This is a genomic window from Methanolobus sp. (genome assembly GCF_016278385.1).
Lineage (GTDB): Archaea > Halobacteriota > Methanosarcinia > Methanosarcinales > Methanosarcinaceae > Methanolobus.
Genome location: NZ_JADQBY010000016.1, coordinates 45,107 through 71,233, shown reverse-complemented (window position 1 = coordinate 71,233; position 26,127 = coordinate 45,107). Strand labels below are relative to the sequence as shown.

Annotated in this window: 27 protein-coding genes; 20 read left to right on the top strand and 7 right to left on the bottom strand. The window is 39.7% G+C overall.

Annotated elements, in window-relative coordinates; all coding sequences use genetic code 11:
• Positions 1 to 890 precede the first annotated feature (890 nt).
• From QZZ23_RS07715 to QZZ23_RS07695, 5 genes are all read left to right on the top strand, one after another.
• Positions 891 to 1,037: a DUF1328 domain-containing protein gene (locus QZZ23_RS07715; RefSeq protein ID WP_366931329.1), complete on the top strand. Its 147-nt coding sequence runs from the start codon at positions 891 to 893 to the stop codon at positions 1,035 to 1,037.
• A gap of 327 nt (positions 1,038 to 1,364) precedes the next feature.
• Positions 1,365 to 1,544, top strand: a complete 180-nt coding sequence (locus QZZ23_RS07710) for a CsbD family protein (protein WP_292468514.1) — start codon at positions 1,365 to 1,367, stop codon at positions 1,542 to 1,544.
• Between the two features lie 152 nt (positions 1,545 to 1,696).
• Entirely contained in the window at positions 1,697 to 2,584 is an 888-nt protein-coding gene (locus tag QZZ23_RS07705) for a DUF3267 domain-containing protein (RefSeq protein WP_292468513.1), read from the top strand.
• A 97-nt stretch (positions 2,585 to 2,681) separates the two neighbouring features.
• Positions 2,682 to 3,452: a glucose 1-dehydrogenase gene (locus tag QZZ23_RS07700; RefSeq protein WP_292468510.1), complete on the top strand. Its 771-nt coding sequence runs from the start codon at positions 2,682 to 2,684 to the stop codon at positions 3,450 to 3,452.
• A 201-nt stretch (positions 3,453 to 3,653) separates the two neighbouring features.
• Positions 3,654 to 5,102 (top strand): alpha-amylase, encoded by a 1,449-nt coding sequence (locus tag QZZ23_RS07695; RefSeq protein WP_292468507.1) that lies wholly within the window; start codon positions 3,654 to 3,656, stop codon positions 5,100 to 5,102.
• 147 nt (positions 5,103 to 5,249) lie between these two features.
• On the opposite strand, the gene QZZ23_RS07690 is transcribed toward QZZ23_RS07695, so the two are convergent.
• The 5 genes from QZZ23_RS07690 to hsp20 all read right to left on the bottom strand — a co-directional run bounded on the left by QZZ23_RS07690 (position 5,250) and on the right by hsp20 (position 11,466).
• On the bottom strand, positions 5,250 to 5,963 hold the full coding sequence (locus tag QZZ23_RS07690; RefSeq protein ID WP_292468504.1) for a UPF0280 family protein: 714 nt from the start codon (positions 5,961 to 5,963) through the stop codon (positions 5,250 to 5,252).
• Positions 5,964 to 5,990: 27 nt separating this feature from the next.
• Positions 5,991 to 6,389 carry a 4Fe-4S binding protein gene (locus QZZ23_RS07685; RefSeq protein WP_292468502.1) on the bottom strand — a complete coding sequence of 133 codons (399 nt, stop codon included), beginning with the start codon at positions 6,387 to 6,389 and terminating at the stop codon, positions 5,991 to 5,993.
• A 2-nt stretch (positions 6,390 to 6,391) separates the two neighbouring features.
• The gene (locus QZZ23_RS07680) at positions 6,392 to 7,894 is read right to left on the bottom strand and encodes a homocysteine biosynthesis protein (protein WP_292468499.1); all 1,503 of its coding nucleotides are present in this window, start codon (positions 7,892 to 7,894) and stop codon (positions 6,392 to 6,394) included.
• A gap of 155 nt (positions 7,895 to 8,049) precedes the next feature.
• Positions 8,050 to 10,806: a PAS domain S-box protein gene (locus tag QZZ23_RS07675; RefSeq protein ID WP_292468497.1), complete on the bottom strand. Its 2,757-nt coding sequence runs from the start codon at positions 10,804 to 10,806 to the stop codon at positions 8,050 to 8,052.
• Between the two features lie 120 nt (positions 10,807 to 10,926).
• Positions 10,927 to 11,466, bottom strand: coding sequence for an archaeal heat shock protein Hsp20 (gene hsp20, locus QZZ23_RS07670; RefSeq protein ID WP_292468494.1), 540 nt, complete (start codon positions 11,464 to 11,466; stop codon positions 10,927 to 10,929).
• Positions 11,467 to 11,650: 184 nt separating this feature from the next.
• Between hsp20 and QZZ23_RS07665 the strand changes: the two genes are divergently transcribed.
• Positions 11,651 to 11,848 (top strand): MM0924 family protein, encoded by a 198-nt coding sequence (locus QZZ23_RS07665; protein ID WP_292468490.1) that lies wholly within the window; start codon positions 11,651 to 11,653, stop codon positions 11,846 to 11,848.
• A 142-nt stretch (positions 11,849 to 11,990) separates the two neighbouring features.
• Positions 11,991 to 13,337: an NAD(P)/FAD-dependent oxidoreductase gene (locus tag QZZ23_RS07660; protein WP_292468488.1), complete on the top strand. Its 1,347-nt coding sequence runs from the start codon at positions 11,991 to 11,993 to the stop codon at positions 13,335 to 13,337.
• A 27-nt stretch (positions 13,338 to 13,364) separates the two neighbouring features.
• Here the strand turns inward: QZZ23_RS07660 and QZZ23_RS07655 are convergent, their stop codons facing one another.
• The gene (locus tag QZZ23_RS07655; protein ID WP_292468486.1) at positions 13,365 to 14,663 is read right to left on the bottom strand and encodes an MFS transporter; all 1,299 of its coding nucleotides are present in this window, start codon (positions 14,661 to 14,663) and stop codon (positions 13,365 to 13,367) included.
• 101 nt (positions 14,664 to 14,764) lie between these two features.
• Here QZZ23_RS07655 and alaXM point away from each other — a divergent pair, with 101 nt between their 5' ends.
• A complete protein-coding gene (gene alaXM / locus QZZ23_RS07650; RefSeq protein WP_292468483.1) occupies positions 14,765 to 15,484 on the top strand; it encodes an alanyl-tRNA editing protein AlaXM in 720 nt (239 codons plus the stop codon).
• An 8-nt stretch (positions 15,485 to 15,492) separates the two neighbouring features.
• Here the strand turns inward: alaXM and QZZ23_RS07645 are convergent, their stop codons facing one another.
• Positions 15,493 to 17,877 carry an ATP-binding protein gene (locus QZZ23_RS07645; protein WP_292468481.1) on the bottom strand — a complete coding sequence of 795 codons (2,385 nt, stop codon included), beginning with the start codon at positions 17,875 to 17,877 and terminating at the stop codon, positions 15,493 to 15,495.
• 349 nt (positions 17,878 to 18,226) lie between these two features.
• Between QZZ23_RS07645 and serA the strand changes: the two genes are divergently transcribed.
• From serA to QZZ23_RS07585, 12 genes are all read left to right on the top strand, one after another.
• A complete protein-coding gene (gene serA / locus QZZ23_RS07640; protein ID WP_292468479.1) occupies positions 18,227 to 19,798 on the top strand; it encodes a phosphoglycerate dehydrogenase in 1,572 nt (523 codons plus the stop codon).
• Between the two features lie 62 nt (positions 19,799 to 19,860).
• Complete coding sequence (locus tag QZZ23_RS07635; protein ID WP_292468477.1) at positions 19,861 to 20,340, top strand: hypothetical protein; 480 nt, start codon at positions 19,861 to 19,863, stop codon at positions 20,338 to 20,340.
• Positions 20,340 to 20,807 carry a DUF2240 family protein gene (locus tag QZZ23_RS07630; protein ID WP_292468475.1) on the top strand — a complete coding sequence of 156 codons (468 nt, stop codon included), beginning with the start codon at positions 20,340 to 20,342 and terminating at the stop codon, positions 20,805 to 20,807. The genes QZZ23_RS07635 and QZZ23_RS07630 overlap by 1 nt, the downstream gene beginning before the upstream one ends.
• 143 nt (positions 20,808 to 20,950) lie before the next feature.
• The gene (locus tag QZZ23_RS07625) at positions 20,951 to 21,331 is read left to right on the top strand and encodes a 50S ribosomal protein L18e (protein WP_292468473.1); all 381 of its coding nucleotides are present in this window, start codon (positions 20,951 to 20,953) and stop codon (positions 21,329 to 21,331) included.
• Between the two features lie 9 nt (positions 21,332 to 21,340).
• On the top strand, positions 21,341 to 21,760 hold the full coding sequence (locus QZZ23_RS07620; RefSeq protein ID WP_292468470.1) for a 50S ribosomal protein L13: 420 nt from the start codon (positions 21,341 to 21,343) through the stop codon (positions 21,758 to 21,760).
• A gap of 17 nt (positions 21,761 to 21,777) precedes the next feature.
• Complete coding sequence (locus tag QZZ23_RS07615; RefSeq protein ID WP_292468467.1) at positions 21,778 to 22,182, top strand: 30S ribosomal protein S9; 405 nt, start codon at positions 21,778 to 21,780, stop codon at positions 22,180 to 22,182.
• 10 nt (positions 22,183 to 22,192) lie between these two features.
• Positions 22,193 to 22,381 (top strand): DNA-directed RNA polymerase subunit N, encoded by a 189-nt coding sequence (locus QZZ23_RS07610; protein ID WP_292468464.1) that lies wholly within the window; start codon positions 22,193 to 22,195, stop codon positions 22,379 to 22,381.
• Between the two features lie 299 nt (positions 22,382 to 22,680).
• The gene (locus QZZ23_RS07605) at positions 22,681 to 22,866 is read left to right on the top strand and encodes a DNA-directed RNA polymerase subunit K (RefSeq protein ID WP_292468461.1); all 186 of its coding nucleotides are present in this window, start codon (positions 22,681 to 22,683) and stop codon (positions 22,864 to 22,866) included.
• A gap of 4 nt (positions 22,867 to 22,870) precedes the next feature.
• Positions 22,871 to 23,530, top strand: coding sequence for a 30S ribosomal protein S2 (gene rpsB / locus QZZ23_RS07600; protein WP_292468458.1), 660 nt, complete (start codon positions 22,871 to 22,873; stop codon positions 23,528 to 23,530).
• Positions 23,531 to 23,600: 70 nt separating this feature from the next.
• Positions 23,601 to 24,398: an MEMO1 family protein gene (locus QZZ23_RS07595; RefSeq protein WP_292468455.1), complete on the top strand. Its 798-nt coding sequence runs from the start codon at positions 23,601 to 23,603 to the stop codon at positions 24,396 to 24,398.
• Between the two features lie 22 nt (positions 24,399 to 24,420).
• Positions 24,421 to 25,338 (top strand): mevalonate kinase, encoded by a 918-nt coding sequence (locus tag QZZ23_RS07590; protein ID WP_292468453.1) that lies wholly within the window; start codon positions 24,421 to 24,423, stop codon positions 25,336 to 25,338.
• Positions 25,331 to 26,110, top strand: coding sequence for an isopentenyl phosphate kinase (locus tag QZZ23_RS07585; protein WP_292468451.1), 780 nt, complete (start codon positions 25,331 to 25,333; stop codon positions 26,108 to 26,110). Before QZZ23_RS07590 ends, QZZ23_RS07585 begins: the two co-directional genes overlap by 8 nt.
• Positions 26,111 to 26,127 lie beyond the last annotated feature (17 nt).

Here is a 26,127-nt window from a genome sequence, read left to right as displayed (position 1 = left end):
CCCCCCAAAAAAAAAAGGAAAATCTTTTAAACTGAAGTTCTAATTAGACGCCCTCGATATCTACAGAGCCATAATTCCCTTTAGTACGTATACTCCGCAGATGTCTCACAATTTCACCAATTATCTGAATCACATTGATTTGTCAATTCATGGTGCTACAACTAATGTATTGATTACAAATTTATTCGTATTAATATGCCTTCGCCTTGAAAGAAGATACTTATTATTAATGATTGAATCTGCAGAATACATAGTAACACTGTTGAGAATTATAACGCCATTATAAATTAAGAGTGCGTGATATTTTTTGTTACATTTATGTTAAGTATATAAACAACATATATAGGAGAGAGAAACAGATGTCTGTCTCAATTGGATATATCTGTGAGTTGGGGACTGGGGAGTTCTCACGCAATTAGGGGTAAATAACTTGTTTCAAAAATCGTTTCCTGTAGGTATGTAGGACACCAACCAACCCCTTAAACCAAATAATGAAGCAGGATTTTTGAAACAAGCTTGATTTTAATGAACAATTCATCTGTCCTCTCGAGCAATGATAATATGGCAACGATAAAGAACACAGACGAAATAAAAGCAGAAGCGATGGAAAAAGCAAATAAACTAAGGAAGTCGTCTCGTAATCTATTAAAATATGAAAGGTCCCCCGCATAAAATATTTCCTCCTATGGATTCATGGGGGTGAAATCCCTTTATTTATTACAAATGTATATTAGAAGGATAACGTAGGAGAATGTCAATTAGAACATGATTTTTGGGACCTGATTTTAGAGTCTCTATTAGAAGCTTTTCAAATAGTGACTAATAGGTACTTCTGGTTTAATATTAGAAATATAACGTTAATATGGAAGGAGTGGTAGAATATGGCAGGCTTGATAGGACTAGCTATTATATTCATGATACTGGCTTTTATTGCCTATGTATTGGGTGCACGTGGGGTTGCCGGATTTTCCATGGGTATCGCAAAGTGGCTTGTGGTAATCTTTGTAATACTGGCGATTGTGACATTTTTCCTGTGATGGGATTCTATGGCTGATAGCCACTACAGATTAACTTATTTTTAAATTAGTAGCAACATGAGGTAACAACATGAAAGAAGAACAGTTGAACAAGATCACTTCGAACGATCTAAAGAAGATCACTTCGAATGATCTGAAGAATGTCACTTCGAATGATCTGAAGAATGTCACTTTACCAAAGAAAAAATAAGAGGTTGATCAATCTCATTGAGAGATGTAACATCAAGCGCCTTAAGTTGGTAGATTCGTGGAAGGAATAACCTTCTGAAAATCTTTTTGTAAACCACTTATTGGAATGTAAAGAAACTTTATAAAAAGGAGAATATCATGAAAACAAGCAGAACGGATAAAGTGGAAGGAACGATTCACAACGTGAAGGGAGGGGTCAAAGAAACCGTAGGGGAACTCACAAATGATCCATACTTGAAAGCCGAAGGTAAGGTTGAAAAGACCAAAGGCAAAACACAAGAAAAGGTAGGTCAGATCAAGAAGGTCTTGGGGAAGTAAAAGAGCGGCGTATTATGCGCCTGCAGCCAGATGCCTAATTCCTTATACGCCTGAGCGGCCGGGTTGTTAATGTGGTAGATTTCTTCTGGAGAACACACTGATTGAGAAATCGGCCACACTGACTCTGCGTAACGGATTGTTAAGGAATAAATATGAAAGAACAACAAGCATTCAACCTCGATGGACATAAAGAAATTGGAAAATTAGAAATGTCAAAGGAAGTTGTAGTTACACTACTTGGCATGGGAACATTATCTTTATTTGCATTTGGATTTATTTTCACTTCACTATCTACATTATTCACTGGAAGAAGCGATTTTAACTTTGACATCACAATCGGCACAATTCTGATTTCAGTAGCTCTCTTCCTTGGTACAATGGTACTGCACGAACTCATACATGGCGTATTTATGTCAAGATATGGTGGCAAGCCGCGTTATGGTGTTGGCATTGCTCACTTCATTCTTCCCTATTTCTACACCACTACAAAAACTGTATTTCCACGCAACCAGTTCATAGTGATCTCTATTGCTCCGTTTATATTGATCTCCCTGGTTGGGATTGGTTTAATGGCTGCTTTCCCATTGATTGCGAACTGGGTTTTCATCCCTTTTGTAGCAAATGCTTCCGGGGCAGTGGGAGATTTGTGGGTGACACGTAATGTATTAAGATATCCGAAACATGTATTGCTGGAAGATCAAAAAACCGGGCTGATAATTTATGGCAAAGAAACTGATAAACCCATTAATATCTCTACAGCAGGATTTGGCTCCCGATTTTTCAAAGTCTTCATACTCTGTTTTTTTGCGCTGGGGATTTTAATGGGTATAGCGCCAATTGTTCTGGATCTTTTAGGAGTCGGATCTTTTGCAATTGGACCCACGAATAGTCTTTACACGATATTTGAATTTCATAGATCGCAGGACGGTTTCGGTTTCAGTTTCTTCCCCTTGTCAGTATTAGCCATAAGTGTTATTGCCGGATTGGTTTACGCGATTATCAAAACAGGTGAACTGGGAACTTATGCCATGGATGGATAATGACGAAACAAGCTCTATAATAGCATTCTTAACTGTAAGATAAAATTAAATTAAATTAAATTAAATTAAATTAAATTGTAAATGGGAGTAAGTAGTTATGGTTAATAATTTATTTGATTTAAGTGGCAAGGTTGCAATTGTAACCGGTGCCTCTGGTGGATTGGGAGTTCAGTTTGCTAAGGCATTAGCTAGTGCCGGAGCAAATATTACTATTACAGCAAGAAGAATTGAGAAGTTAGAAACACTTAAGGTAGAACTTGAGAAAACTGGAATAAAGTGTCTCACAGTAAAGTGTGATGTTTTAAAAGAAGATGATGTAATAAATGTAGTTGAACGCACTGTTGAAGAATTTGGGAAAATAGATATTCTGGTCAATAATGCAGGAACCGCTTCTTTTACATCAGCGGAAGATGTAACCAAAGAAGAATGGGATAACGTACTTAACACAAATCTTAGAGGTGTATTCTTCTTCGCAAAACACTCTGCCAGGAAGATGAAAGAACGTAATTACGGAAGAATAATTAACATAGCTTCAATGTATAGCGTAATTGGAAATATGCAAAATCCACTCTCTTCTTATCATGCATCAAAAGGAGGAATAATGAACCTTACAAAAGCACTGGCAGGTGAGTGGGCACAATATGGAATTACTGTTAATGCTATAGGACCAGGATTCTTTGAATCAGAGATGACAAAGGATCTCGTTTCTGATGCTAGCTTTAAGGATTTCGTTCGATCAAGATGTCCTATGAAACGAATTGGTAAACCGGGCGAGATGGATGGTTTATTAATATACCTCGCATCTGACAATTCTACTTATTTGACAGGGCAACATATTTGTGTTGATGGAGGATGGACTGCTGTATAATTGTGAGTGATTCTTCGATCAACCCGTTTCAAAACTCCTACTTTCTATTTTTTGGCCATAGCAAGCAAACAACAAAAGCTCTAATTGCCATGTTTTTAGTTCTCACCAAATTCACGAAATAGTGAACAGATGAGTTTTGAGACAGGTTTGTAGTTTATCGACTTGCAGAACTATAAAACAAAGGCGTATGGGGAGTAACTTATGAGAAACGGTATAATGATGCAATACTTTGAATTTGCAATGGTAAATGATGGTCAGCATTGGAACAACTTAAAAGCTGATGCACCTCATTTAAGTGAACTGGGGATTACGGCTGTTTTGATACCACCCTGTTTCAAAGGTACCTCTTCCAGTGATACAGGTTACGGTGTGTATGATCTATACGATTTGGGAGAATTTGACCAGAAGGGTACCGTAAGAACGAAGTATGGAACTAAAGATGAGTTGATTGAAGCTATTAATGCTCTGCATGAAAACGGAATAGAAGTATATGCCGACATAGTTCTTAACCATAAAGCCGGAAGCGATGAAACTCAGACCTTTAAAGTGGTTGAAGTTGAAATTAATGATAGAACCAAAGTTAGTTCAGAGCCTTATGATATTGATGGCTGGACAAAATTCACCTTTCCTGGAAGAAATAATAAATATTCTGATTTTAAATGGTCCTTTGAGCATTTTAGCGGTATTGATTACAATAACGCAAACGGAAATACTGCCGTGTACAAAATTCTCGGAGATAACAAGGACTGGGCAGAGAATGTTGATAAAGAATTAGGCAACTTTGATTATTTGATGTTTGCGGATATTGACTTTGACCATCCGGACGTTAAGAACGAAATATACAAATGGTTTAAGTGGTTTGTAAATGAAACAAGTATTGATGGTGTAAGAATTGACGCAATCAAACACATAAATCAGGATTTTATCAGAGAGTTCTTAAAGTTCATTAAAAATGAGCAGGTCAAAGAGTTTTTTGTTGTAGGCGAGTATTGGGAATCAAACCATGATGTATTAGACTATTATTTGGATCAGGAAGAACATCTGTTGGATTTATTTGACGTATCACTGCACTTTAATTTATATAGAGCATCTAAAGAAGGTAGCAGCTTTGATATGAGAACAATTTTTGACAACTCGTTAGTTAAAACTCAACCCCAGCTTGCAGTAACCTTTGTAGACAACCACGACTCTCAACCAATGCAGGCATTGGAATCCTTTGTTGAGGATTGGTTCAAGCCGTTGGCATATGCATTGATTTTATTAAGAAAGGATGGATATCCTACAATATTTCTTGGTGACTACTATGGAATTGCTAATGTGGAAGGGCACAGACCAATGCGAGAAATTATTGACAATCTGATCAGATTAAGAAAGGAGATTGCTTACGGAGAACAACAGGACTATTTTGATCATGGAAATACAATCGGCTGGACACGACTTGGAACTGAAGAGCATCCAAAAGGCTGTGCAGTAGTGTTGACAAATGGATCAGATGGAGAAAAAGAGATGTCCGTAGGAAAGGCTCATTCGGGGGAGATATGGACTGATCGTGTAGGTAATAATCCTGCGGAAGTAGTTATTGATGAACAGGGAATGGGGATATTTCAGGTTTCAGGAGGTTCAGTTTCCTGTTATACTAAAAAAGAATAGGAACGATCGCAACAAACGATTAGTCGGAAACTTTTTCGACCAATTGTGGATTCAATGTATCCTATATTCCGTCAACTCATAACGAGGCATGTGGGCTCACACCCAGATCATAATACAGTTCCTTTTGTTTATTTTTTTATTTCTTACTTACCCTTTTGTGATGCAATCATACCTTACATCAGCCCTATGGAGTTCAGGCACATCACCCCATAATCCCATATACTCACCCTGGATGACAATGGCACCTTTTATTCCTGCAACATCCTTCACAACATCAAAAGACCGCTCAACTGCATCTTTTCCAATGTAAGTGGAGTTACCAAGAGCTGTGGCTGCTGAATCAGCCAGTGATACATTATCGGAAAAAACAACGGCTGCATCAGCCATCCCGAAACTGATGGAAGGACCAACACTGCCTGAAGAAGTGCACACACCTGTAATAGAAACCCTCGATTCCATTACAAAACCAATATCTTTCAAAGGAGAATTGCCGGCATAGATGCCCATTACCACCGGACGGTCATTGATAATGGCAATATCCCCGCCGTTATCGACTATAGCAAAGGTTGCACCTGCATCCACCATGGCTTCGACTGCAAGAGAAGAGATAGTTCCTGCAACAGCACTCATGGGACCTATACCCATTCCATTTCCGGCTTCAACCATTCTCCGGACAACTTCCGGGAAGTCACCATCTATATCATAGGGTTCCAGAGTACTCTGGAAAAATGGGTCCGAAACGATATATGATTCAAGCTCCCTGCGATGTATCCTTATGGACTCGCGAGCCACCTCTATGTAAGAAGGAGCGTCAGCCTGAATAGTTACAATGGTTTCTTTCAACCTGAAATGTTCTTTCATGGTAAAATAAAAATGAAAAAAGAAGTATCACCTGTTGTTGTTGTTTCCAAGTGACAGGGCATTGTGAGGACACATATCAATACATGTTCCACATTGGATGCATTTTGATTCATCCACAATCAAACTGAAATCATCATCCAATGAGAATACCTTGGTCGGGCATACGGAAATACAGGCACTGCATTCTACACATTCATTTTCATCCCACTTTATCGGAGTGTTCAGTTTTGAGACACGTGCGCCTTTGTTTGTTAAAGATTTGCATATAAGGTCGAATTTCTCTTCATCCACATCAGCAACGACTTCGCCCTGGGAACGGTCATAATGAGCCTGAGAGATATTCAGCAGAACACCAGTCTCAAGTATAGATTCTGCCATGATAGGCTTTGTGAGTATATCACTTGAAATATTGATCTTGATCTTCATGTTCATGACCTCCTAGCATATAGTTTGCTGATATCATCACTTGTTATCATACCTATGATATGCCTTTCCTTATTTATCACAGGCATTGCGGAAACTGAATCCTGGTCCATCCTTCTTGCGACAACCGCCACCCTTTCATCAGCAATGGCGGTTATGACCTTCCGAGTCATTATATCTTCAACAAGGTCGAACTTATTCTGGGAAACAGCCTTTGAGATATCCCATGCAGTAACAACACCAACAAGGGCATTGTCAGCATTGACAACAGGAAGATGATTGAAAGCAGTCTCCATTATAGTCTTTGCAGCATCGTAAACGCTTGCATCCTTAGCAATTGTTACAACACTGACTGCCATGATATCTGAAACAAGAGCTATGCCTTCTGTCTGCTTCATCGGTTTTGCAGATATATCCTTTGGAAGCCTTTCAACAGGCATTGACACAAAGAAATCGCCCCTGGTGATCCATTCCTTCAGCTCAGATGCAATTAATCTTGATTTCTTGAAACTTGAAAGAGAAGATGTAGGCACATCACGTCCGTTGATATCAACAGAACCGCTGCGCAATTCCTCATATGTCACGTCACGTACTGCAGCCCTGTCCCTGCTTGGAATACCATAGTCCAATATTTTTGTCGTGACCCCTGCATCAGTAACAGCAGTGGCCTGTGCTATCTGTTCGTTAAGAATTGGGATTGGAACACCCATTCCAACATAAAGAGAAGTACCGTAACCGGTGAAATTTGCAGCTCTTATATAATCAGGACTCATGTGTTTGAGATCCCCCTGAACCATAAGAGTACCAAAACCACCACCGGAAGAGTGTTGGGTTCCTTGGCCTACTATATATCCCTGGGTACCTCCCAGAAATATCCTCGTTCCAGCACCGATGGTCATGTAATCGGGATCGTTGGAAAGCGGTGAGAGCACACCGGCACCTGAATAGGTGACGTTTCCAAATGAAGGGAGTAAAGAGCCCATGTAAGTGTGTATCGTATTTTTAGTACCATTGGTCGCAGCATTGTATTTTTGATATGCATTGCGAGGATTCATCATTATGGCCTGATTCATGTCTTCAAGGGATAGAGTGGTATCAAGCACTTTTCGCGGATAACAGTCAGTTCCGTGAGATGTTGCATGAAGGTGGATAGATTTTCCCCTTATCAGGTCCTCTATGACATGAGCACCGCCATATTCCATACCCAATGATTCGGATAATTGAGTAGCTCCGATGAAAGCATCAACAGCCGCAACACCCGTGTAAGCCTCAACATCGTTCAAGAATACCTTCTGCATCTTAATAGGTGGTTCCGAATGACCGAAGTTCAACCAGACACCTGATGAACACATTGCACCGAAAGTACCGGTAGTTACTACATCAACTTCCTTTGCAGCGCCTTCCGCACCCAGTTCACCGACGATGTGAACCATTTCTTCGGCAGTAACTACATTGACACTTCCATCTCTTATTCTACCGTTGATTTCATGAATTGTTTTTTTGACCATTCGATATACCTCTAAGACCAGAAAGTAATTTTTTGGCAACTATATATTACTTGTGGTAATTGTATGCATGACAATTCCCTTTTGTGACAATATGCACAGAAAAAACTAACTGAGTCTGAACCTAAATCTATAATTATGGTTCTTAATTAAAGTTTTCATTGAAAAGTTTCGAACTCATTAGAAACACGTACATTAAACCAGAATGTGCTACCTTTACCATTTTCATTATCAGTAACATGAAGCTCTTCACCATGACATTTCAATGCCATTTTGGCTATTGCAAGTCCAAGACCTTTTCCATTTACACCAGAAGCGGATACACGGCTAAACCGGTCAAATATCCTTGATTTATCCTTATCGGATATGCCCGGACCAAAATCAGAAACACTGACCTTCCACTTGTCTTCAATTTTAACTATATCCACAATCACCTCAGAACCAGGGGGTGAATATTTTATGGCATTGGATAACAGATTGAAAAATACTTCCTCTATTATAGGATTTATATAAGCAGGATAGCATGAGGGAGAGACCAATGTTACTTTTATGTCGCCAGCAACCATTTCATTGGAGAGCCTTTTAAGAGACTCACGGAAAAATGCTCCAAGGTCCAATGTTTGCAGATCCATATCTGCAGAACTGCTCATTCTCGCGAAAACTGAAGCACAATCTATTGTTTTCCTTAACTTATCAGTACCATCCCTGATATGATAAAGAATATTTATCTTCTCCCTGTCATCTTCAATTTCAGACAGATATTCTGCAAACCCTTCTATAAAAGAAATAGAACTTACAAGATCATGACTCGTAACATCAGCGAAAATGCTTTTAATTTCATTGGAGTACTCCAACTGCTCAGAATAGTCCCTTATTGCTTTTTCCAGTACTCTCCTATCACTTATATCACGACCTATTGAAAGAAGATGCTTTTGACCACTATATTCTATCGACTGGACTTTTACCTCCATAGGAAAAACATCACCATTCTTCTTCAATAAATCAAGTTCTATAGTAATAAGCCCATCAATCTTTATTTCATCAAGAAGTTGTGGTATATCTAAACAAAAATCCGGAGCAACGATATCTTCAATAGATAGCCCTGGCAACTCATGACCCTGATATCCCAAAATATTTGCCATGGTTCTGTTAATCTGTAAAATAGTACCATCCACATCAGAAAGACATATCAGATCACTAGCGTTGTCAAAGATAGCACTCAATTTTGTTTCGGACTCGCTGAGTCTTTTATGAGATTTCTTCTTTTCAGTAATATCGTGACCGATCAACACCAGGTAGATTTTACCTTTATTTTCCACAAATGAAAAACTAATATCCACCGGGAAAGAAGTCCCATTCTTTCGGGTGAATTCAGACTCCACCAGAAAAGAACCTTCATCAGCTGCTTTTCTGATAACATCAAGTATATCGAATGATTTCATAAAAAAATGTTTCTCAAAGATATTCTGAGCCTTTATTTCAGATTCAGAGTAACCAATATCCTGAATCACCCTGGCACTTGTATAAATGAATTTTTTGGATACTGTATCCAGAACCATGATATAGTCATTAGACTGGTTTATCAGATTTTTGTATAACTCAAGAGAGCTGAATGATTCCCGCAATCGTAACGTTTCTGTAAGAACATTTGAAGCCGATTGAAGGAAGCTGATATCAGGTTCTGTGAAATGTCTTTTTTTGTCCGTATACACACATAATGTTCCAAATGGTTCTTTCCGGCTTCCAATAATAACACTTGCTCCGCTTACAACACCATGCTCATAAAGAAAGTGAGGTGTTTTAAAGCGGGTTTCATTTTCAATATCTTCCATGATGAGCGGTTTGCCGGAAAATATAGTAAAACCTGCCTGAGAACCTTCATTTTTGTCAACGATGGCTGAACCTATACACCAGTCCGAAAATCCATGCCCATACCTTAGAAGAAAATTATCTCCTGGAAGCTTTTCCATTATGCTGCAATATTTCATGTCAAGAGTTTTTGCAACCAGTTTCACGGTATAATTCATCAGTGAATTTACATCACTGCATGAAATGGCTTTCTCCCATAATCTAGATAGGGATTTTTCCAGACTGTGTACGAATTTTAATTCATGTTCAACTTTTTTCCTGTCATTAATGTCAAGAATAGCACCATGGAAGTGAGTTATATTATTGTTATCATCACGAATGGCATAGGACCTTTCAAGAACCCATCGAGGCTCACCGTGAGCAGTTAAAATCATGTATTCTTGCGAGAAATTGGATCCATTGAACACATTAACTTCATTCATGAGATTACTGAGACAATCAGGATGTATAATATCTGAATATGAGAGTGTTCCAGATATGAACTCTTCCGGATCATAACCAAACTGGACAATATTATCTGAAACATATTCTACAGACCAGACATCATCTCCCTTCCACAAGAAGGATACAAATGGAAGATGAGAGGTATTCAGTTCACAATCGTTGACAAAGTATCTATTCGAACAAACTGTTTTAACGGTCTCGTCTTTTAGAAGACATAACGTTCCATTAGAAACTGTCCCGTTATCAAAATATGGAACAAAATCACAGGAAAAGTACTTCAGACAACCATTATTGCTTACTATTTTTAAAAGGCCCTGTCTTTCAAAATTGCTCTGTTGTTTAGCAAAGAGTAGCTGATTAAAAAAAGAAGAGGGATTTTTAAACAAGGTTGATGAAAGGTCATTTAAACCCCTGCCTATAGCCGCATCATCCATAATTCCTATAAGATCCCGGAATACTTTGTTTAAATGGATAACTTTATCGTCCTTATCCAGACAGATTATACCAAAATCCAGTCTGGAAAGTAAATCAAACTGAATATCCTGCAGCACCTCTGGTAACATGCTGTATTTACAATCCTTAACTTCTGAATCAGCAGACATTTTTACTCCCCAGTCAATTACTCTGCAATACAAAATATAGATTATATGTCATACATATATACATGTTGGTAGGGCAAACATATCCAACAAAACAACTAAAAAAAAGGATGGATACAAAGATTATTCGATATGAACTGAACGGGCTACACCCAACTTTTTCGCATCCATTATAATTTCAAGAACACCATTGATATAAGCTGCTTTAGCTGTATCCGGATCCACACTTGAAGGAAGTTCAATAATTTCTGAAAAGGACGTTTTCTCATTCTCTGCCTTCAGTTCAAGTTGCGTCTCGGTAACATCCAGCTTTATATCATCCTTTTCCACACCACAAAACTCAGCCATTACGTGCACCTTATCGTCAATTTCAAACACATCTATTAGAGGCTTTCTTTCATTTGCCCCGACCTGCTGTATCACAGACTCAAAATCATCATCTTCATCATCATCGGAAAAAATGTTTCCAAACTCCCTGATCTCAGGTTCCTCGCCGGGATGGCCGGACACAGAGAATCCATAGAAGAAAGGCTGTTTCTCAAAATCATCGAGGTTGAAGCCAAATCTCTCCATCATGTGCTCTATGATGTCTTCAATATCGTTGAAATTACCTTCACTAAAGATATCATCAAAAAAACCTCGCTTTTTCCTTTTATCAGCCATTGGTATACACCACTTTGATAGGTAGATGGGATTTGGACTATTGTCGTTTGGAAACTATTTCACTCTTTTGGAACGAGGAACTATTTGAGGCTCAGTATAAAATAAGAAAACATCAACCAATACATATATTAATTGAACAGTCTTCAATAAAGATAGGAATAATTCATAATGGACGGAGATAGAAATGCAATCGTTTATCGTTGAGCATCTGATGAGAAAAGACGTTTCTGTTTACTGTGGAGGAATCCTTACTTTCAGGGGAAACGTAAAAGCATGCAGTGATGGAGTTCTGACGCTTGAGATCACAGAGCGACGCTACTCACACATATCCATCAGTCAGATTATTACCATTAAGCCAGATGAAATCCCTTCTTATGCCTAACAACAATTTGTTCTTACTTTTTACGTAATCAACTGGTTTTTTGCTTACTGCATAGTTCTATTTCAAGAACATATAGATCGAAAAGGTAATTTATAAGTCATACAAACCAATTCTTATCAAACCAGTCACGGGAGTAAAATCAATGGACACATATTATGATGCTTTTGTAATAGGTACTGGAGTTGCAGGCTCTTCACTTGCATACAAACTCAAAAAAGCAGGAATGAAAGTTGCTATTGCCGATAAGGATAAGTATGGAGGAATATGCGCATTTCATGGATGTATCCCTAAAAAGATACTTAGTGGTGCTGCAGAAATTATAGATGCAGGAAACAGAATGAAAGGTAAGGGTTCAAAATGCCGTAATCATCTGGACTGGCCGTCACTTATTGATTTTAAAGATGAAATTGTGTATTCACTGACAGATCCTAAAGAAAATGCATTCATTAGTGCTGGAATAGATACTTACCACGGCAAAGTCAGTTTCCATGACCACAATACACTGGCTGTGGGAGACAGACTCATATCTGCAAAATACATCCTAATCACCGTTGGTGCAACATCAAAAACAATAGACATACCCGGAGCTGAATATCTCACCACAAGCGATGAGTTCCTTGATCTCAAAGAACTACCGAATAAGATCATTTTTGCAGGTGGCGGATATATTTCATTTGAATTTGCGCATATAGCTGCAAGAGCGGGCGCTGATGTTACAATTATCCACAGGGGAGAGAATCTTCTTAAAACATTTGACAGGGACCTTGTAAACATGCTGGTAGATGCATCTGAGAAAGCAGGAATCAGTATTATAACAGGACAGGAATTACAAGGAATAGATAAAAAAGATGGAGATCTTGAACTTACAATACTTGACGGCAAAAAGCAGGAAAAAATAATCCATAAATGTGACATGATCGTACATGGGCTTGGTAGAGTTCCTGCTATACAGGGCCTTGAACCTGAAAATGGAGGAGTTGAGATAGAGCATGGTGGCATTGCAGTCAACGAATATCTGCAAAGCATCTCCAATCCAGCTGTTTATGCAGCAGGAGACTGTATTCTGCCAGGACCTGCACTTACCCCCACCGCCAGCCTCCAGGCACATGTGGTTGCATCCAATATACTGGACGGAAATAAGCATACGGCAGATTACACAAAAATTGCCTCTGCTGTATTTACCATACCCACACTAGCCTCTATCGGACTGATGGAAAAGGATGCTACTGATAAACACCGGATAATATACACTGATATGAGCAAGTTCTACTCTGCCAGAAAAACAAATATTGAACATGCTGCATCCAAGATAATTATCGAAAAAGGGACGGAAAGAATCGTTGGAGCTCATTTGATCGGACCTAATGCCGAAGATATCATCAATCTTTACACCCTGGCAATTAACACAGGACTCACAGCGGAACAGGTAAGAGAAGCCGTGTATGCCTACCCCTCAAGTAGTTATGACGTGAAGTATATGCTCAAATGATAGTATTTTGTCAGGCATGTAGCAGTCTTATTCACCTGAGAGATCAAAAGAACGAAGATGCAGGGCCAGTACAAACACAATATAGATGATAAGGGCAGATACTATGAATGCTCCCCTCCCCATAAGTTCATAGATAAAACCACCACCAATAAGCCCGAGAATACTGGCGATGCTCATAAAACTACCTGAAACTCCCTGAATAAGTCCCTGATTATCCTTCCCTGCAAGTTTTGACAGAATTGACTGAATAGAAGGCCACATAAAACCATTGCCAACTGCGAAAAAGATTGCTGCAACATAAGTAAGAAGTGTGCTACCAAAAGCCAGCAATACAAAATTGCTTCCAAGTATCAGGCTCCCTGAGATAATAAGAAACGGATCAGAGAATCTTTTGGAAACGTAAGAAAGTACCGGACCTTCAACGATCACAAGCAGGATACTCAGGAAAGAAAAAAAGAAACCTAATTCTGCAATACTCCACTGGAGATCGTTTGCTGCATGTACAGGAAAAGCCGTATAGAATGTATTAAAACCAAGGAAGATGAGGAAATATATCAGGAACATATAAGGTATGTGCTTCAGTTTCATCACATCCCTGAACTTCTGCTTTTGCAAAGGTGTGGAGTCAACACATCCACCCGGCTTATCAGCCATTGTTGAGAAGTGTTTCGGAACTTTGCTCTTTGAAACACATCTACGAGATTCGGGAACATAGAGAACTATCATTATAGTACCTGCCAGTGATATCAGAATGGCTGCAAGCACAGGAAGAGCTTCACCATATATTGTCACACTGAGAAGTCCGGCAAGCGACGGCCCCACTATAAAACCAAGATTTGTGGAAACTGACATTTTTCCAAAATTTTTGCTTCTGTCCTTATCTTCAGTGATGTCAGCAATATAAGCATTTGAAACGGAAACATTTCCTCCGGTAAGTCCGTCAAATCCCCTTGCAATGAAGAGAAGAAGAAGAGGAATGGTTATTACAAAACTTCCCAGTATCCCTGAGTTTATATTTTTCAAAGCAACAACCGGTACAAAGAGAGCGATGAAGAAGATGATCCATGACAAAAGAGTGCCTGCTTGACTGAGAAAAAGAACCTTTTTCCTGCCATAGATATCAGACCAGCGCCCCAGCAAAGGAGAACCAATCAACTGGAAAACAGGATACATTGAGGAAATAATACCATATATCAGCGCATTTCCACCGAATCTTACAACAAGGAATATGAGGAACGGCAACACTAAACTGAGTCCCATACTGCCGATAAAATTAACCATCAGAAGAGGATAGATCGATATATCTTTTGTTCCCTTGCCAGCCATTTTCCTAATAATTTTAGGGTGCAGCTAATATATGATATTTTGCAATCATACTGATCCCAAATAGCAAAAATTAATTTTAATAAGAGCTATTACCTGTATTTATGAATGAACTATACCTGAATGACTGTTATCTGAATGAATTCAATGCAACTGTTGAAAGTGTCAAGGATGACAAATTCGTGGTGCTTGACAGAACAGCATTCTATCCTAATTCCGGTGGCCAGCCTCATGACACCGGTATCTTTGTGAGGGAAGACGGAGCAGAATTCCCCATCACCTATGTCGCAAAGTTCAACGGCAATGTCAGTCATGAGGTCACAGTTACAGGACTGAAGGCAGGAGATAAAGTAAAGGGAATTGTCAATTGGGACAGAAGGTATCTTTTCATGAAATACCATACTGCCTGCCATATACTCAGTGCCATAATACACAAAGAAACCGGAGCAAAGATATCGGGCAACCAGCTTGGGGAAGAAAAGACCCGTGTGGACTTCAATCTTGAGGACTTTGACAGGGAACATATAAAATCATACGAAGGGAAGGTCAATGAAATAATAGACCGCAAGATACCGGTGAGTATTGAGATTATGCCAAGAGATGAAGCATTCCAGATTCCTTCTCTTGTAAAACTCAAAGATGCATTCCCTCCTGAAATAGAAGAAATCAGAGTGGTAAACATACCTGACGTTGATACGCAAGCCTGTGGCGGAACTCATATTGCAAACACAGGAGACATCCCTCACATAGAAATAATCAAAGCCGAAAATAAGGGAAAGAATAACCGTAGAGTGTACTTCCGGTTTAAGGACGAATCGAAATAGTATTCACCCTATTCATGAATATCAGGATTGTAAAGAGGAACATAAATGTGTACATCCGTACCAGCACCCTCCTCACTTTCAATCTCAATCGTTCCGAAATGAAGTTCTACGATGTTTTTTGAAAGATAAAGACCAAGTCCGTTACCCCCATAAATACGAGTTGTTGAACCGTCTATTTGATAGAACCTTTCAAATATTCGGTCCATACATTCCTGAGGAATACCTATTCCATGGTCGCTTACGGTAGCATGGAGATTTTTTCCATCCACGCGTACCGATATAGATACTTCAGAACCCGATGGTGAAAATTTAATAGCATTGTCAAGAACATATACAAAAAGATATTTAAGGAATTCACAATTTCCGTACACAAGATGCATATCAATGGAATAATCCTTCTTCACCCTTACGTTCTTTTCTTCCATCCTCATGGAAAGGCTGTTAATGGCATTGTCGAGCACATCTTTTAGATGAACTGGCGAAAATACATGGTGTTTTTCAAAATTTAGGGAATTCATGTTAAGTAGAGATTCTATCAGACGTTCCAGGCGTTCAGAATTTGAAATAATTATTTTCAGGCACTTTTTTTGTTTTTCATCCAGTTCTCCGAGAAGACCTTCATAAATAACCTCACTGTATCCTTTGATAGATATAAGAGGTGTTTTAAGTTCATGAGTAATATTAGCTACAAATTCATCCTTCATCCTGTCAAGGGACTTCAGTTCTTCATAAGCGTTCCTTGTTTCATCCAGAAGGCGAATGTTTTCCACGGTAATTCCTATCTGACGACCTACATTACCAAGTATCCTGAGGTCGACTTTGGAAATTGCGGTCTGTTTATTAGGGAACAATAATATAATACCTACAAGATCATCCCGGGAAATAATAGGAATAAAAGCAAGCTTACCGACATTTTCGTTTGAAATAAATCCTTCCAGACAGCCCTGAATATCATTCACTTTATCAGTGATCCAGGTGTTCTGAATGTTGGGTATTGTCTGGAATATAGGATCGTCCAGAGGAATTGAATCAATTTTATTTTTCAGATCGTTTTTTATGCCATTTGATGAACAAAGCCCAAAGCTTTTGTTCTTTGGAGAGAGCAAATAAATCGAGCCGTATTCGCAGCCTACATATGCATTTATTTCTTCAAGGATATCACTCAGGAACTCTCCCATCTCCAGTGAGCTGGCAGCTATCAGAGCCGTGGACTGGAGAATAAGCAAATTACGATTCTTTCTATGGAGTTCTTCTTCAGCAAGTGATATTTTAGTAATATCCTGGGTAGTCCCCTGGAATAATAGCTGATTGCCATCATTGTCCCATATCACCTCCCCAAGAGAATGAAGAATACAAACGGAGCCACTCTTTCTCACAACCCTTACCTTTATGTCAAATTTGTATCCCGGAGTCGAAAGTGCCCTTTCAACACAGGAATTAAACCTTTCCCAATCATCAGGGTTTATAATTTCAGTATAAGTATTCTTATCGATGGATATTTCATCAGGAACAAAACCCATGATACGATACATTTCCTCTGACCAGAAATGTGTTTTTGTGCGCAGGTCTATCTCCCAACTCCCTATATGCGAAATTGACTGCGCTCTTGCCAGCCTTTCCCTGTGTTCCAGTATCGATTCTTCAACTTCCTTTCTTTCTATGCTGTCTACAAAAATGTCACCGACTACCCGCATCAACTTGATGTAATTGGATGGCCAGACCTTTTTCTGGCTGAAAGAGTCAAAACCCAGAAAACCTACCAGACACCCATTGGATTGTAAGGGTATGGAAAGTACAGACATGATACCTGCCTTTTCAAGCGCCTCTTTTTCCTTGTCTGCAGAGGAAGGCAACTCTGATACATCAAAAATGTGGACTATTTCAGGAGATGAAAGTTTTTCCATCCACCAGGGGAAATCCCTACCGGGATAACTATCAATATACTCATTGTCTATGTGTTCCCCATGCCACTGATACATAGTATCATGTTGGTTTTTGTCAGGGGAGAAAATAACAAGATAACCACGATCAGCATCCGCAAATTCAGCAATCTTCTTGAGAGAAATATGGATTCCTTCATCTATGTACTCTGACTTCTTTCCGATGAAATGAGAGGATATCTCTGCAACAATATTCTCAAACCTTAGTTGCGAAAGTAACTCGCCCTCAACACAATCACATTTTTGAGCCATTTTCGAAATAGTCAGACCAAATAGGATGAATCCAATGAATACAAAAATTTTAACATAGATATTACGGAAAAATTCCTTTTGTGATGAAGAAAACGGCAGGATGTTTGCATCGAACAGAATATGTACTATGTATGTATCAATAAACCAGAATGCAAGACCAAACGATATTGATATCAATAGTATTCTTACGCCTTTTCTCATATAGAACCCTGCAATGGAAAAAAAAACTTCTTTGTGGCACATATATATGTTTGAATTGATTGTTACCGGTATTTAAAGCTAATATAGAGTATTTTATATATATGTTTCTATTTTATCTTGCGATAGAAACCATATCCAAGTACAATTAAATATAATAATGTAAGCACTTAAGTTTTTAAAGAGACAAGTATATGTAAAATGGTGTATTTTCAAAGAAAGTTAAAATAGCTTGAAAGCGATTATGGAAGCATAGGGCCATATGTAGAAAATGATACAATTCCATAGTCCTTAAAACTATAAAATCAATACGCAATCATTTATATTGCAATTATCCGCGGAGACATATAATATGAAAGTACTAGTTAGTGATCCATTATCAGAACAGGGATTAACAATACTTCAACAGCATTTCACAGTTGATGTCCTTACAGGACTTTCCGAAGAGGAACTCGTTGAGAAGATACCTGAATATGACGCACTTGTAATCAGAAGCGGGACGCAGGTTACAAGAAAGGTTATAGAAGCAGCCGACAAAATGAAAATTGTTGGAAGAGCAGGGGTAGGTATTGATAATGTGGATGTAGAGGCAGCTACAGAGAAAGGAATAATCGTTGTCAACGCACCTGAAGGAAACATGCTCTCCGCAGCAGAACACACTATTGCAATGATGATGTCCCTGGCAAGGAATGTGCCACAGGCAAATGCATCACTCAAATCCAAAAAATGGGAACGCAACAAGTTCATGGGTGTTGAGGTCAATGGCAAGATCCTTGGTGTCATAGGACTTGGACGCATTGGTGCAGAGGTGACAAAAAGGGCACAGGGACTTAATATGGAGATCCTGGCGTACGATCCTTTTGTTTCTGATGAAAGGGCAAAGGAAATGGGAGTAAAGATGATGTCAGTTCATGAAATAGTAAAAGTGGCCGATTTCATCACTGTTCACACACCTCTTACAAAAGATACAAGAAACATCATCGATGCAGAAGAGTTTGCTTTGATGAAAAGTAATGCAAGAATCATCAATTGTGCACGTGGGGGAATCATCAATGAAGAAGCACTTGCTGAGGCATTGAACAGTAAAAAGATAGCTGGCGCTGCAATTGATGTGTTTGTAAATGAACCACCTCTTGAAAGTCCGCTTCTTGATTGTGAGACGCTGATAGCTACACCACACCTGGGAGCATCCACAAAGGAAGCACAGATCAATGTGGCTGTTTCAGTTGCAGAAGAAGTTGTATCCGTGCTCACTGGCGGAACTGCAAAGAACGCTATCAACATACCTTCTGTTAAACCAGAGATAATGACTATGCTTGCACCTTATATCCAGCTTGCTGAAACAATGAGTGATGCATGTGCACAGTTGTTTGGCAAGAATTATGATCAAATAAAGATATCATATAACGGAGAAATTGCAGAAAAAGATACCAGACCAGTAACTATTGCTGCAGTGAAAGGCATGCTTCAGGTTGCACTTGGATCTGCTGTAAACTACGTAAATGCAGGCACCATTGCAAAGTCAAGGAAAGTAGGGGTCGTTGAGAGCAAATCAGATACAACGGAAGAATTCAGCTCTACTATTAAAGTAGAGATCAGCATGGGCAACGAAACAGTGTCAATAGCAGGAACTGTCATTGGTGGCAAAGGAAAAATAATCAATATCAACGGAGAACATGTTGATGTTATACCATCAGGATACCTGATAGTAACAAAACATGTCAACAAACCTAATGTAATAGGACCCTGCTGCATGGTTCTTGGAAAGAACAACATCAACATATCAGGGATGCAAGTAGGAAGAGCTGAAATCGGTGGAACGACCATTATGGCTCTCAATGTTGATTCAGAAGTTTCTGAGCCAATTCTTAAAGAGATGAGGGCAGTTGAAGGAATAATCGACGCCAAACTCATCAAACTTTAAATAGAGTGAACATGCATTTATTATAAAAATTAGAAAATAAAGGATGGTAGCAATTTAAAATGATGCGAAAGCGAATATATCATCGATTTCCTCACAGGACCGTGGAGTTTGAACAGAAATATCGCTACCATTCTGACCTTCCTTTTTTTGTGAAAGTGATGGCAAACATAGACGGGAAGTTCGGCATGTTCGTTACTGAATCTGTTACCCAGAGAGGACATCGTATACAGGCTAAAAGAGAGATAGCCATTGAGGTAGTCACCAATGGCATAGATTTTTCATCACTTAATTATGATACTGTAGATTATGTACTGGACACTCTGGAAAAAGAGGGAATTATAGATTTCAGGGTTCACTTGAGATACAGCTACCTTGATGGAAAGTACAATCGTGTCCCATTCAGGGGCGATATTTACCTGGTAAGGGCTATTGTTGAAAGTGAATTGCTTGTACTCCAGATCAATCATATTGATGGTCCGAAGCGAACAGAATGTGGCAGAGTTGCCGATACAATTATTGATGAGCTTCGCAGAGGTTCATAATGGATGAATTGATGCTTGTAGCAGCAACTCCATTTAAACGAAATAACAAGAATTCACTGTCAATCAAGGACTTTGAATTCGCACTCTCCTTTGATCTTAAATGGATGGCACCTGATGTTGCTTCTAAAATAAGGGACAGGGCCATAGGAGCTCGTTTGTTAAAATTCAAAGAGGCAGAACTTGTCCCTAATTTTGATATCGACAAGATAGAGATACCACATGGTTTTAAGCCCTCGGAATCTATCTTTAAGGAGAGGTCTACAATCGAAGATATAATCTCCCTGATAGTTGCTAATTGCGGAAAAAGTGCAAGGGACATAACAGCACTCATAAATAAGAAACAGGAACAACTAGAAGATCTTGTTGATATTGAAGTTGCTGGCCTGCTCACTGCAAAGGAACTTGGATGTGACATAAGTCCCATATATGACAAAGTGTACAGTAATGTATTCAGTAACGGAGAATAATCCACATAATCTTTATGTACTATTAATGTTATTCAAACACCAGTCTGATTCTACAGACTCACATGTACTTACTTAATTGACACCTTACGGATGTTCGAACGCATATAGTGCGTGAGTGAGACATACTCTTGCGGAGGAACAATATGAGCAAGACTACACAAGTCAAAATCGAAAGAAAGACAAACCCTCGCACGTCTGTGCTTATTGCAGCACTAAAGGAAGAGGCACGTCAGAATGAAGTCGCTATCTGGAAAGATGTGGCCAAAAGGTTAGAAAAGCCTGGCAAGAACTACGCACAGGTAAACCTGAGCAAGATCAACAGGTATGCAAAAGATGGTGAAACGGTCCTTATTGCAGGTAAAGTCCTGGGTTCAGGATTACTTAGCAAGGCAGTAACTGTCGCAGCATACAATTTCAGTGTAACTGCATTGGAAAAGATCGAAGAAGTTGGCGGCAAATGCCTGACAATTGAACAGATATTGGAAGAAAACCCCAAGGGGTCTGGAATCAAGATCTTGCAGTAGGTGGAAAAGATGACGATTATCGATGCAGAAGGACTCATTCTGGGCAGGCTTGCAAGTACTGTTGCAAAGAGATTGCTTGCTGGTGAACAAATTGATATTATCAATGCTGAAAAGGCAGTCATTTCCGGTTCAAAATATACTACATTAAGAGAGTATGATCAAACCCTAAAAAGAGGTAAGCCAGAGTTTGGACCATACTTCCCTAAGAGGCCGGACAGAATCCTTAAAAGGACCGTAAGAGGAATGCTCCCTTACAAACGTGCAAGAGGAAAAAGCGCAATGTCCAGTCTTAAGGTATACATTGGAGTACCAATGGAATTCCAGGACAAGGAAGCTGTAAAGATCGAAGAGGCAAGCATGGACCGCCTGAGTTCAAACAAATACCTCAGACTTGGCGATGTCAGTAAAAAACTCGGTGCTAAGTTCTAAAAAGGAGGAAGATTATAATGGCTATTAAGGTTATAACCTCATCTGGAAAAAAGAAGACAGCTATTGCACGTGCAACAGTGAAGAAGGGAAACGGAAAAGTGCGCATTAACAAGAAGCCACTGGAAATATACAGCCCTGAGTTTGCAAAACTCAAGATCCTTGAGGCAGTTGCGCTTGCAGGTGATGCTGCTGAAGGATTAGACATAGATGTTATTGTCAATGGCGGTGGAATTATCGGCCAGGCAAGTGCTGTAAGGACTGCAATTGCAAGAGGCATTGTAGACTGGACCAGTGATACAAATCTCAGAGATTCATATATGGCATACGACCGTAATCTCCTGGTAAACGACTCCAGACAGAAGGAAACCAAGAAGTTTGGTGGACCAGGCGCACGTGCCAGGTATCAGAAATCATACAGGTAGGCAAAAGGATATGTTACCAGTTCGATGTTTCAGCTGTGGAAAAGTAGTCTCAAACTGTTGGGAAGAATATAAACAGCGTGTCGGAGAAGGAGAAGATCCTGCTGCAGTTCTGGATGACCTTGGTGTCATCCGCTACTGCTGCAGAAGAATGATCCTCTCACATGTCGAGCTAGTAGATACACTTGCCCCGTACCAGTAAGGGGCTGTAGAGTAACCTGAACCAGCTTTCGGCGTTCGGGACATATGATGTATCTTCTATGCAAAACATGCCGGAACCTGAGTTCAAATCTCAGCAGCCTCATAAAATTAAAGGGCACTACTATCAGAAAAGGTTTACAACCACATTCGGAGGGATTCCGAATACATTTATATCTATCATGGTTATCATTGACCACATTAATGGCTATTCATACAGGAATACTTTTTGAAAGCAATAGGAGTAGCTATCAACAAATGGACTATTGATATTTTCAATATGATTTTAATCAGGTGATCTATTTGACTACAGAACACTATACCAGGTATGAAAAAGCTAGAATCGTTGGTGCAAGAGCATTGCAAATTTCAATGGGGGCTCCAGTGCTGATCGATGATCCAAGCATGAACTCATTAACCCTTGCTAAAAAGGAATTTGAACTCGGAGTAATTCCGATTACTGTTAAACGAAATAATAACATTAGGTGATTTTATGGATTCTACAGAAGAAATTACAATTACTGAAACTAATATCGAAAGTGAAGTGACCGGAGAAGCAGGTGAAGAAGTAAAGACCACATCTCTTGTCCCAATAGATGAGTACCTTGCAGCAGGCGTACACATCGGTACACAACAGAAGACAGAGAACATGATGAAGTTCGTCTACCGCGTAAGAACAGACGGTCTTTATGTACTTGACATCCAGGCAACCGACGAGAGAATTAAACTCGCAGCAGCATTTCTTTCAAAATACGAACCACAGAGGATTCTTGTAGTATCTGCAAGACAGTACGGCCAATTCCCTGCAAAAATGTTCGCAAAAGCAATCGGTGCTAAGTCAATGGTAGGAAGATTTATTCCAGGACTTCTTACAAACCCTAAAATAGAACTATTCTGCGAGCCTGATGTGGTAATTGTTACCGACCCTACCGGTGATGCACAGGTCATCAAGGAAACCGTAAACATCGGTATACCTGTTGTGGCACTCTGTGACACCAACAACATGACATCAAATGTAGATTTTGTAATTCCAACCAACAACAAAGGAAGAAAAGCACTCTCCCTCGTATACTGGTTACTTGCAAGAGAGATAGCAAAGGCCAATGATTCAATGTTTACTTACGAACTTGAAGACTTTGAAGCAGGAGTTTGAAACTGACAGCTTGTGTGAAGCATACTACATATATCAAAAACCTGTATAATAATATAGGGTGAATTGTAGTATGAGACAAACAACCGTTGCCGGTCAATTTTATCCGCTTAATCCAAAAAGCCTTAAGAAGGAACTTAGCAGGTGCTTTAAGGATGTGGTTATCTCAGAGATGCCCATCCTTGGTGCTGTCGTACCTCATGCCGGATACATATATTCGGGAGAAGTGGCAGCACATGCATATGCCCGATTGCCTAAAGCAGACACCTATGTACTGTTTGGACCAAACCACACAGGTTATGGATCTGCTGTGGCAATGTCCCAGGATACATGGATGACTCCTCTTGGAATTGTTGAAACCGACAGGGAAATAGGAAAACTTCTTGCTGGCACCATCATAGATTCTGATGAGCATGCACACCATTTAGAGCATTCCATTGAGGTGCAAATACCTTTTTTGCAACACATATCCAACAATGACTTTAAAATACTTCCAATATGCATGGGACTTCAGGATGAAGAAACTGCATCGGAAATAGGTCAAGAAGTTGCAAAGGCAGCAAAGCTTACAGGAAAGAAAGTAATATTTATTGCATCAAGTGATTTTACCCACTACCAACCTGCCGATGTTGCCAGAGAAAATGACCATTACCTCATTGAACCCATTATTGAAATGGACATTCCTGAATTTTACAGGCGCAGGGAAGAGCGAAACATATCAGCATGCGGATTCGGCCCAATTGCAGCAATGTTATCAGCCACAAAAGAATTTGGTGCTAAAAACGTATCGTTGCTAAAATATGCGACCAGCGGAGACGTCAGCGGAGACATGGCGAAAGTTGTCGGATATGCAGCAATTGTAGTAGAGTAAGAACCATATCAAGGGGATTTCTGTGATTACATGTTCTGCACCTGGAAAAATTTACCTTTTTGGTGAACACGCAGTAGTATATGGAGAAAGCGCAATTTGCTGTGCTGTTGAACTTCGCACAAAGGTTCATGTGGAAAAGAGCAACGATATATTAATAGAGTCAACGCTGGGAACCACAGGGATAGACTATGAGATACACCCGTATGTATCCTATGCCATTGAAAAGATGCAACGGTTAACAGATATAACAGGCGTCAGAATCAGAATCGAATCCGAAATTCCCGTCGGTTCCGGACTCGGATCCTCTGCAGCCGTTACTGTTGCCAGTATCCAGGCACTGAACCATCTATATGAATGTGGCCTTTCCCTTGAAGATATTGCAAGAACAGGGCATGAAATCGAAAAAATGGTACAGGGTAATGCAAGCCCCACAGACACATATGTAAGCACCATGGGCGGTGTTGTTATGATACCACAAAGAAAACAACTTCCACTTCTGAAGTGTCCCATTGTGATAGGCAACACGAACCAATTCTCCTCTACAAAGGAGCTTGTTGGAAATGTTGCAAACCTTCGCAGCGAATTCCCTACCATCATAGAATCAATCCTTTTCAATATAGGACAGATGTCCATGATTGCTGAAAAATTCGTTCATGAGGGAGACTACATGACAATTGGAAAACTCATGAATGTGAATCAGGGACTTCTTGATGCCATTGGTGTTGGAAGTGCTGAGCTTTCGTCCCTTGTTTATGCCGCCCGCAACAGTGGTGCCATATGTGCCAAAATCACCGGAGCTGGTGGTGGCGGATGTATAATATCGCTCGCAGATGATAACACCGCCATGACTATTGCAAAAGCCATTGAAGATGCAGGTGGAGAAGCCATTATTACTAAAAATACGGAAGAAGGCGTACGACTGGAGCCATTGAATGGATAAAAATAATATCACCATCCTGAAGATCGGAGGTAGTGTCATCACCGATAAAAGTGCTGATGACGGTGCTGCGAGACAGGATGAAATTAAACGTATTGCCAGCGAGATTGCAGGTTTTGAAGGTAAACTTATTATCGTGCACGGAGCCGGATCATTTGGACATCCGCAGGTTAAACGTTTCGGACTTACAGGAAAATTCGACCACATCGGCTCAATAGTGACCCATATGTCCGTACGGGAACTTAACACCATGGTTGTTGAAGCCCTTAACTCCGCAGGAGTTAATGCATTGCCAGTCCATCCAATGGCATGTGCAGTGTCTGAAAACAGCCGAATTAAGAGTATGTTCCTGGAGCAAATAGAAGAAATGCTTACTAATGACTTTGTACCAGTTTTGCATGGAGACATGGTAATGGACACTGAACTTGGGACTTCTGTCCTTTCAGGCGATCAGATAGTTCCATATCTAGCAATACAGATGAAAGCAGCAAGAATTGGAATAGGAAGTGCTGAAGAAGGAGTGCTTGACAGTAACAGTGAAGTAATACCCAATATCAGCAACAATAACTTCAATAAAATTAAGGAGTGTCTTGGCGGTTCTGCCAATACTGATGTAACAGGCGGTATGCTGGGAAAAGTACTTGAGCTTTTAAATCTTAGTGAGCAGTCAAACAGTACTTCTTATATATTCAATGCAGGTAATGCAGGAAACGTATCTGATTTCCTGAGTGGAAAAAATATAGGCACCGCAATCTCAGGTGTTAAAACAACATAAATCTAAGTGTCTACAAG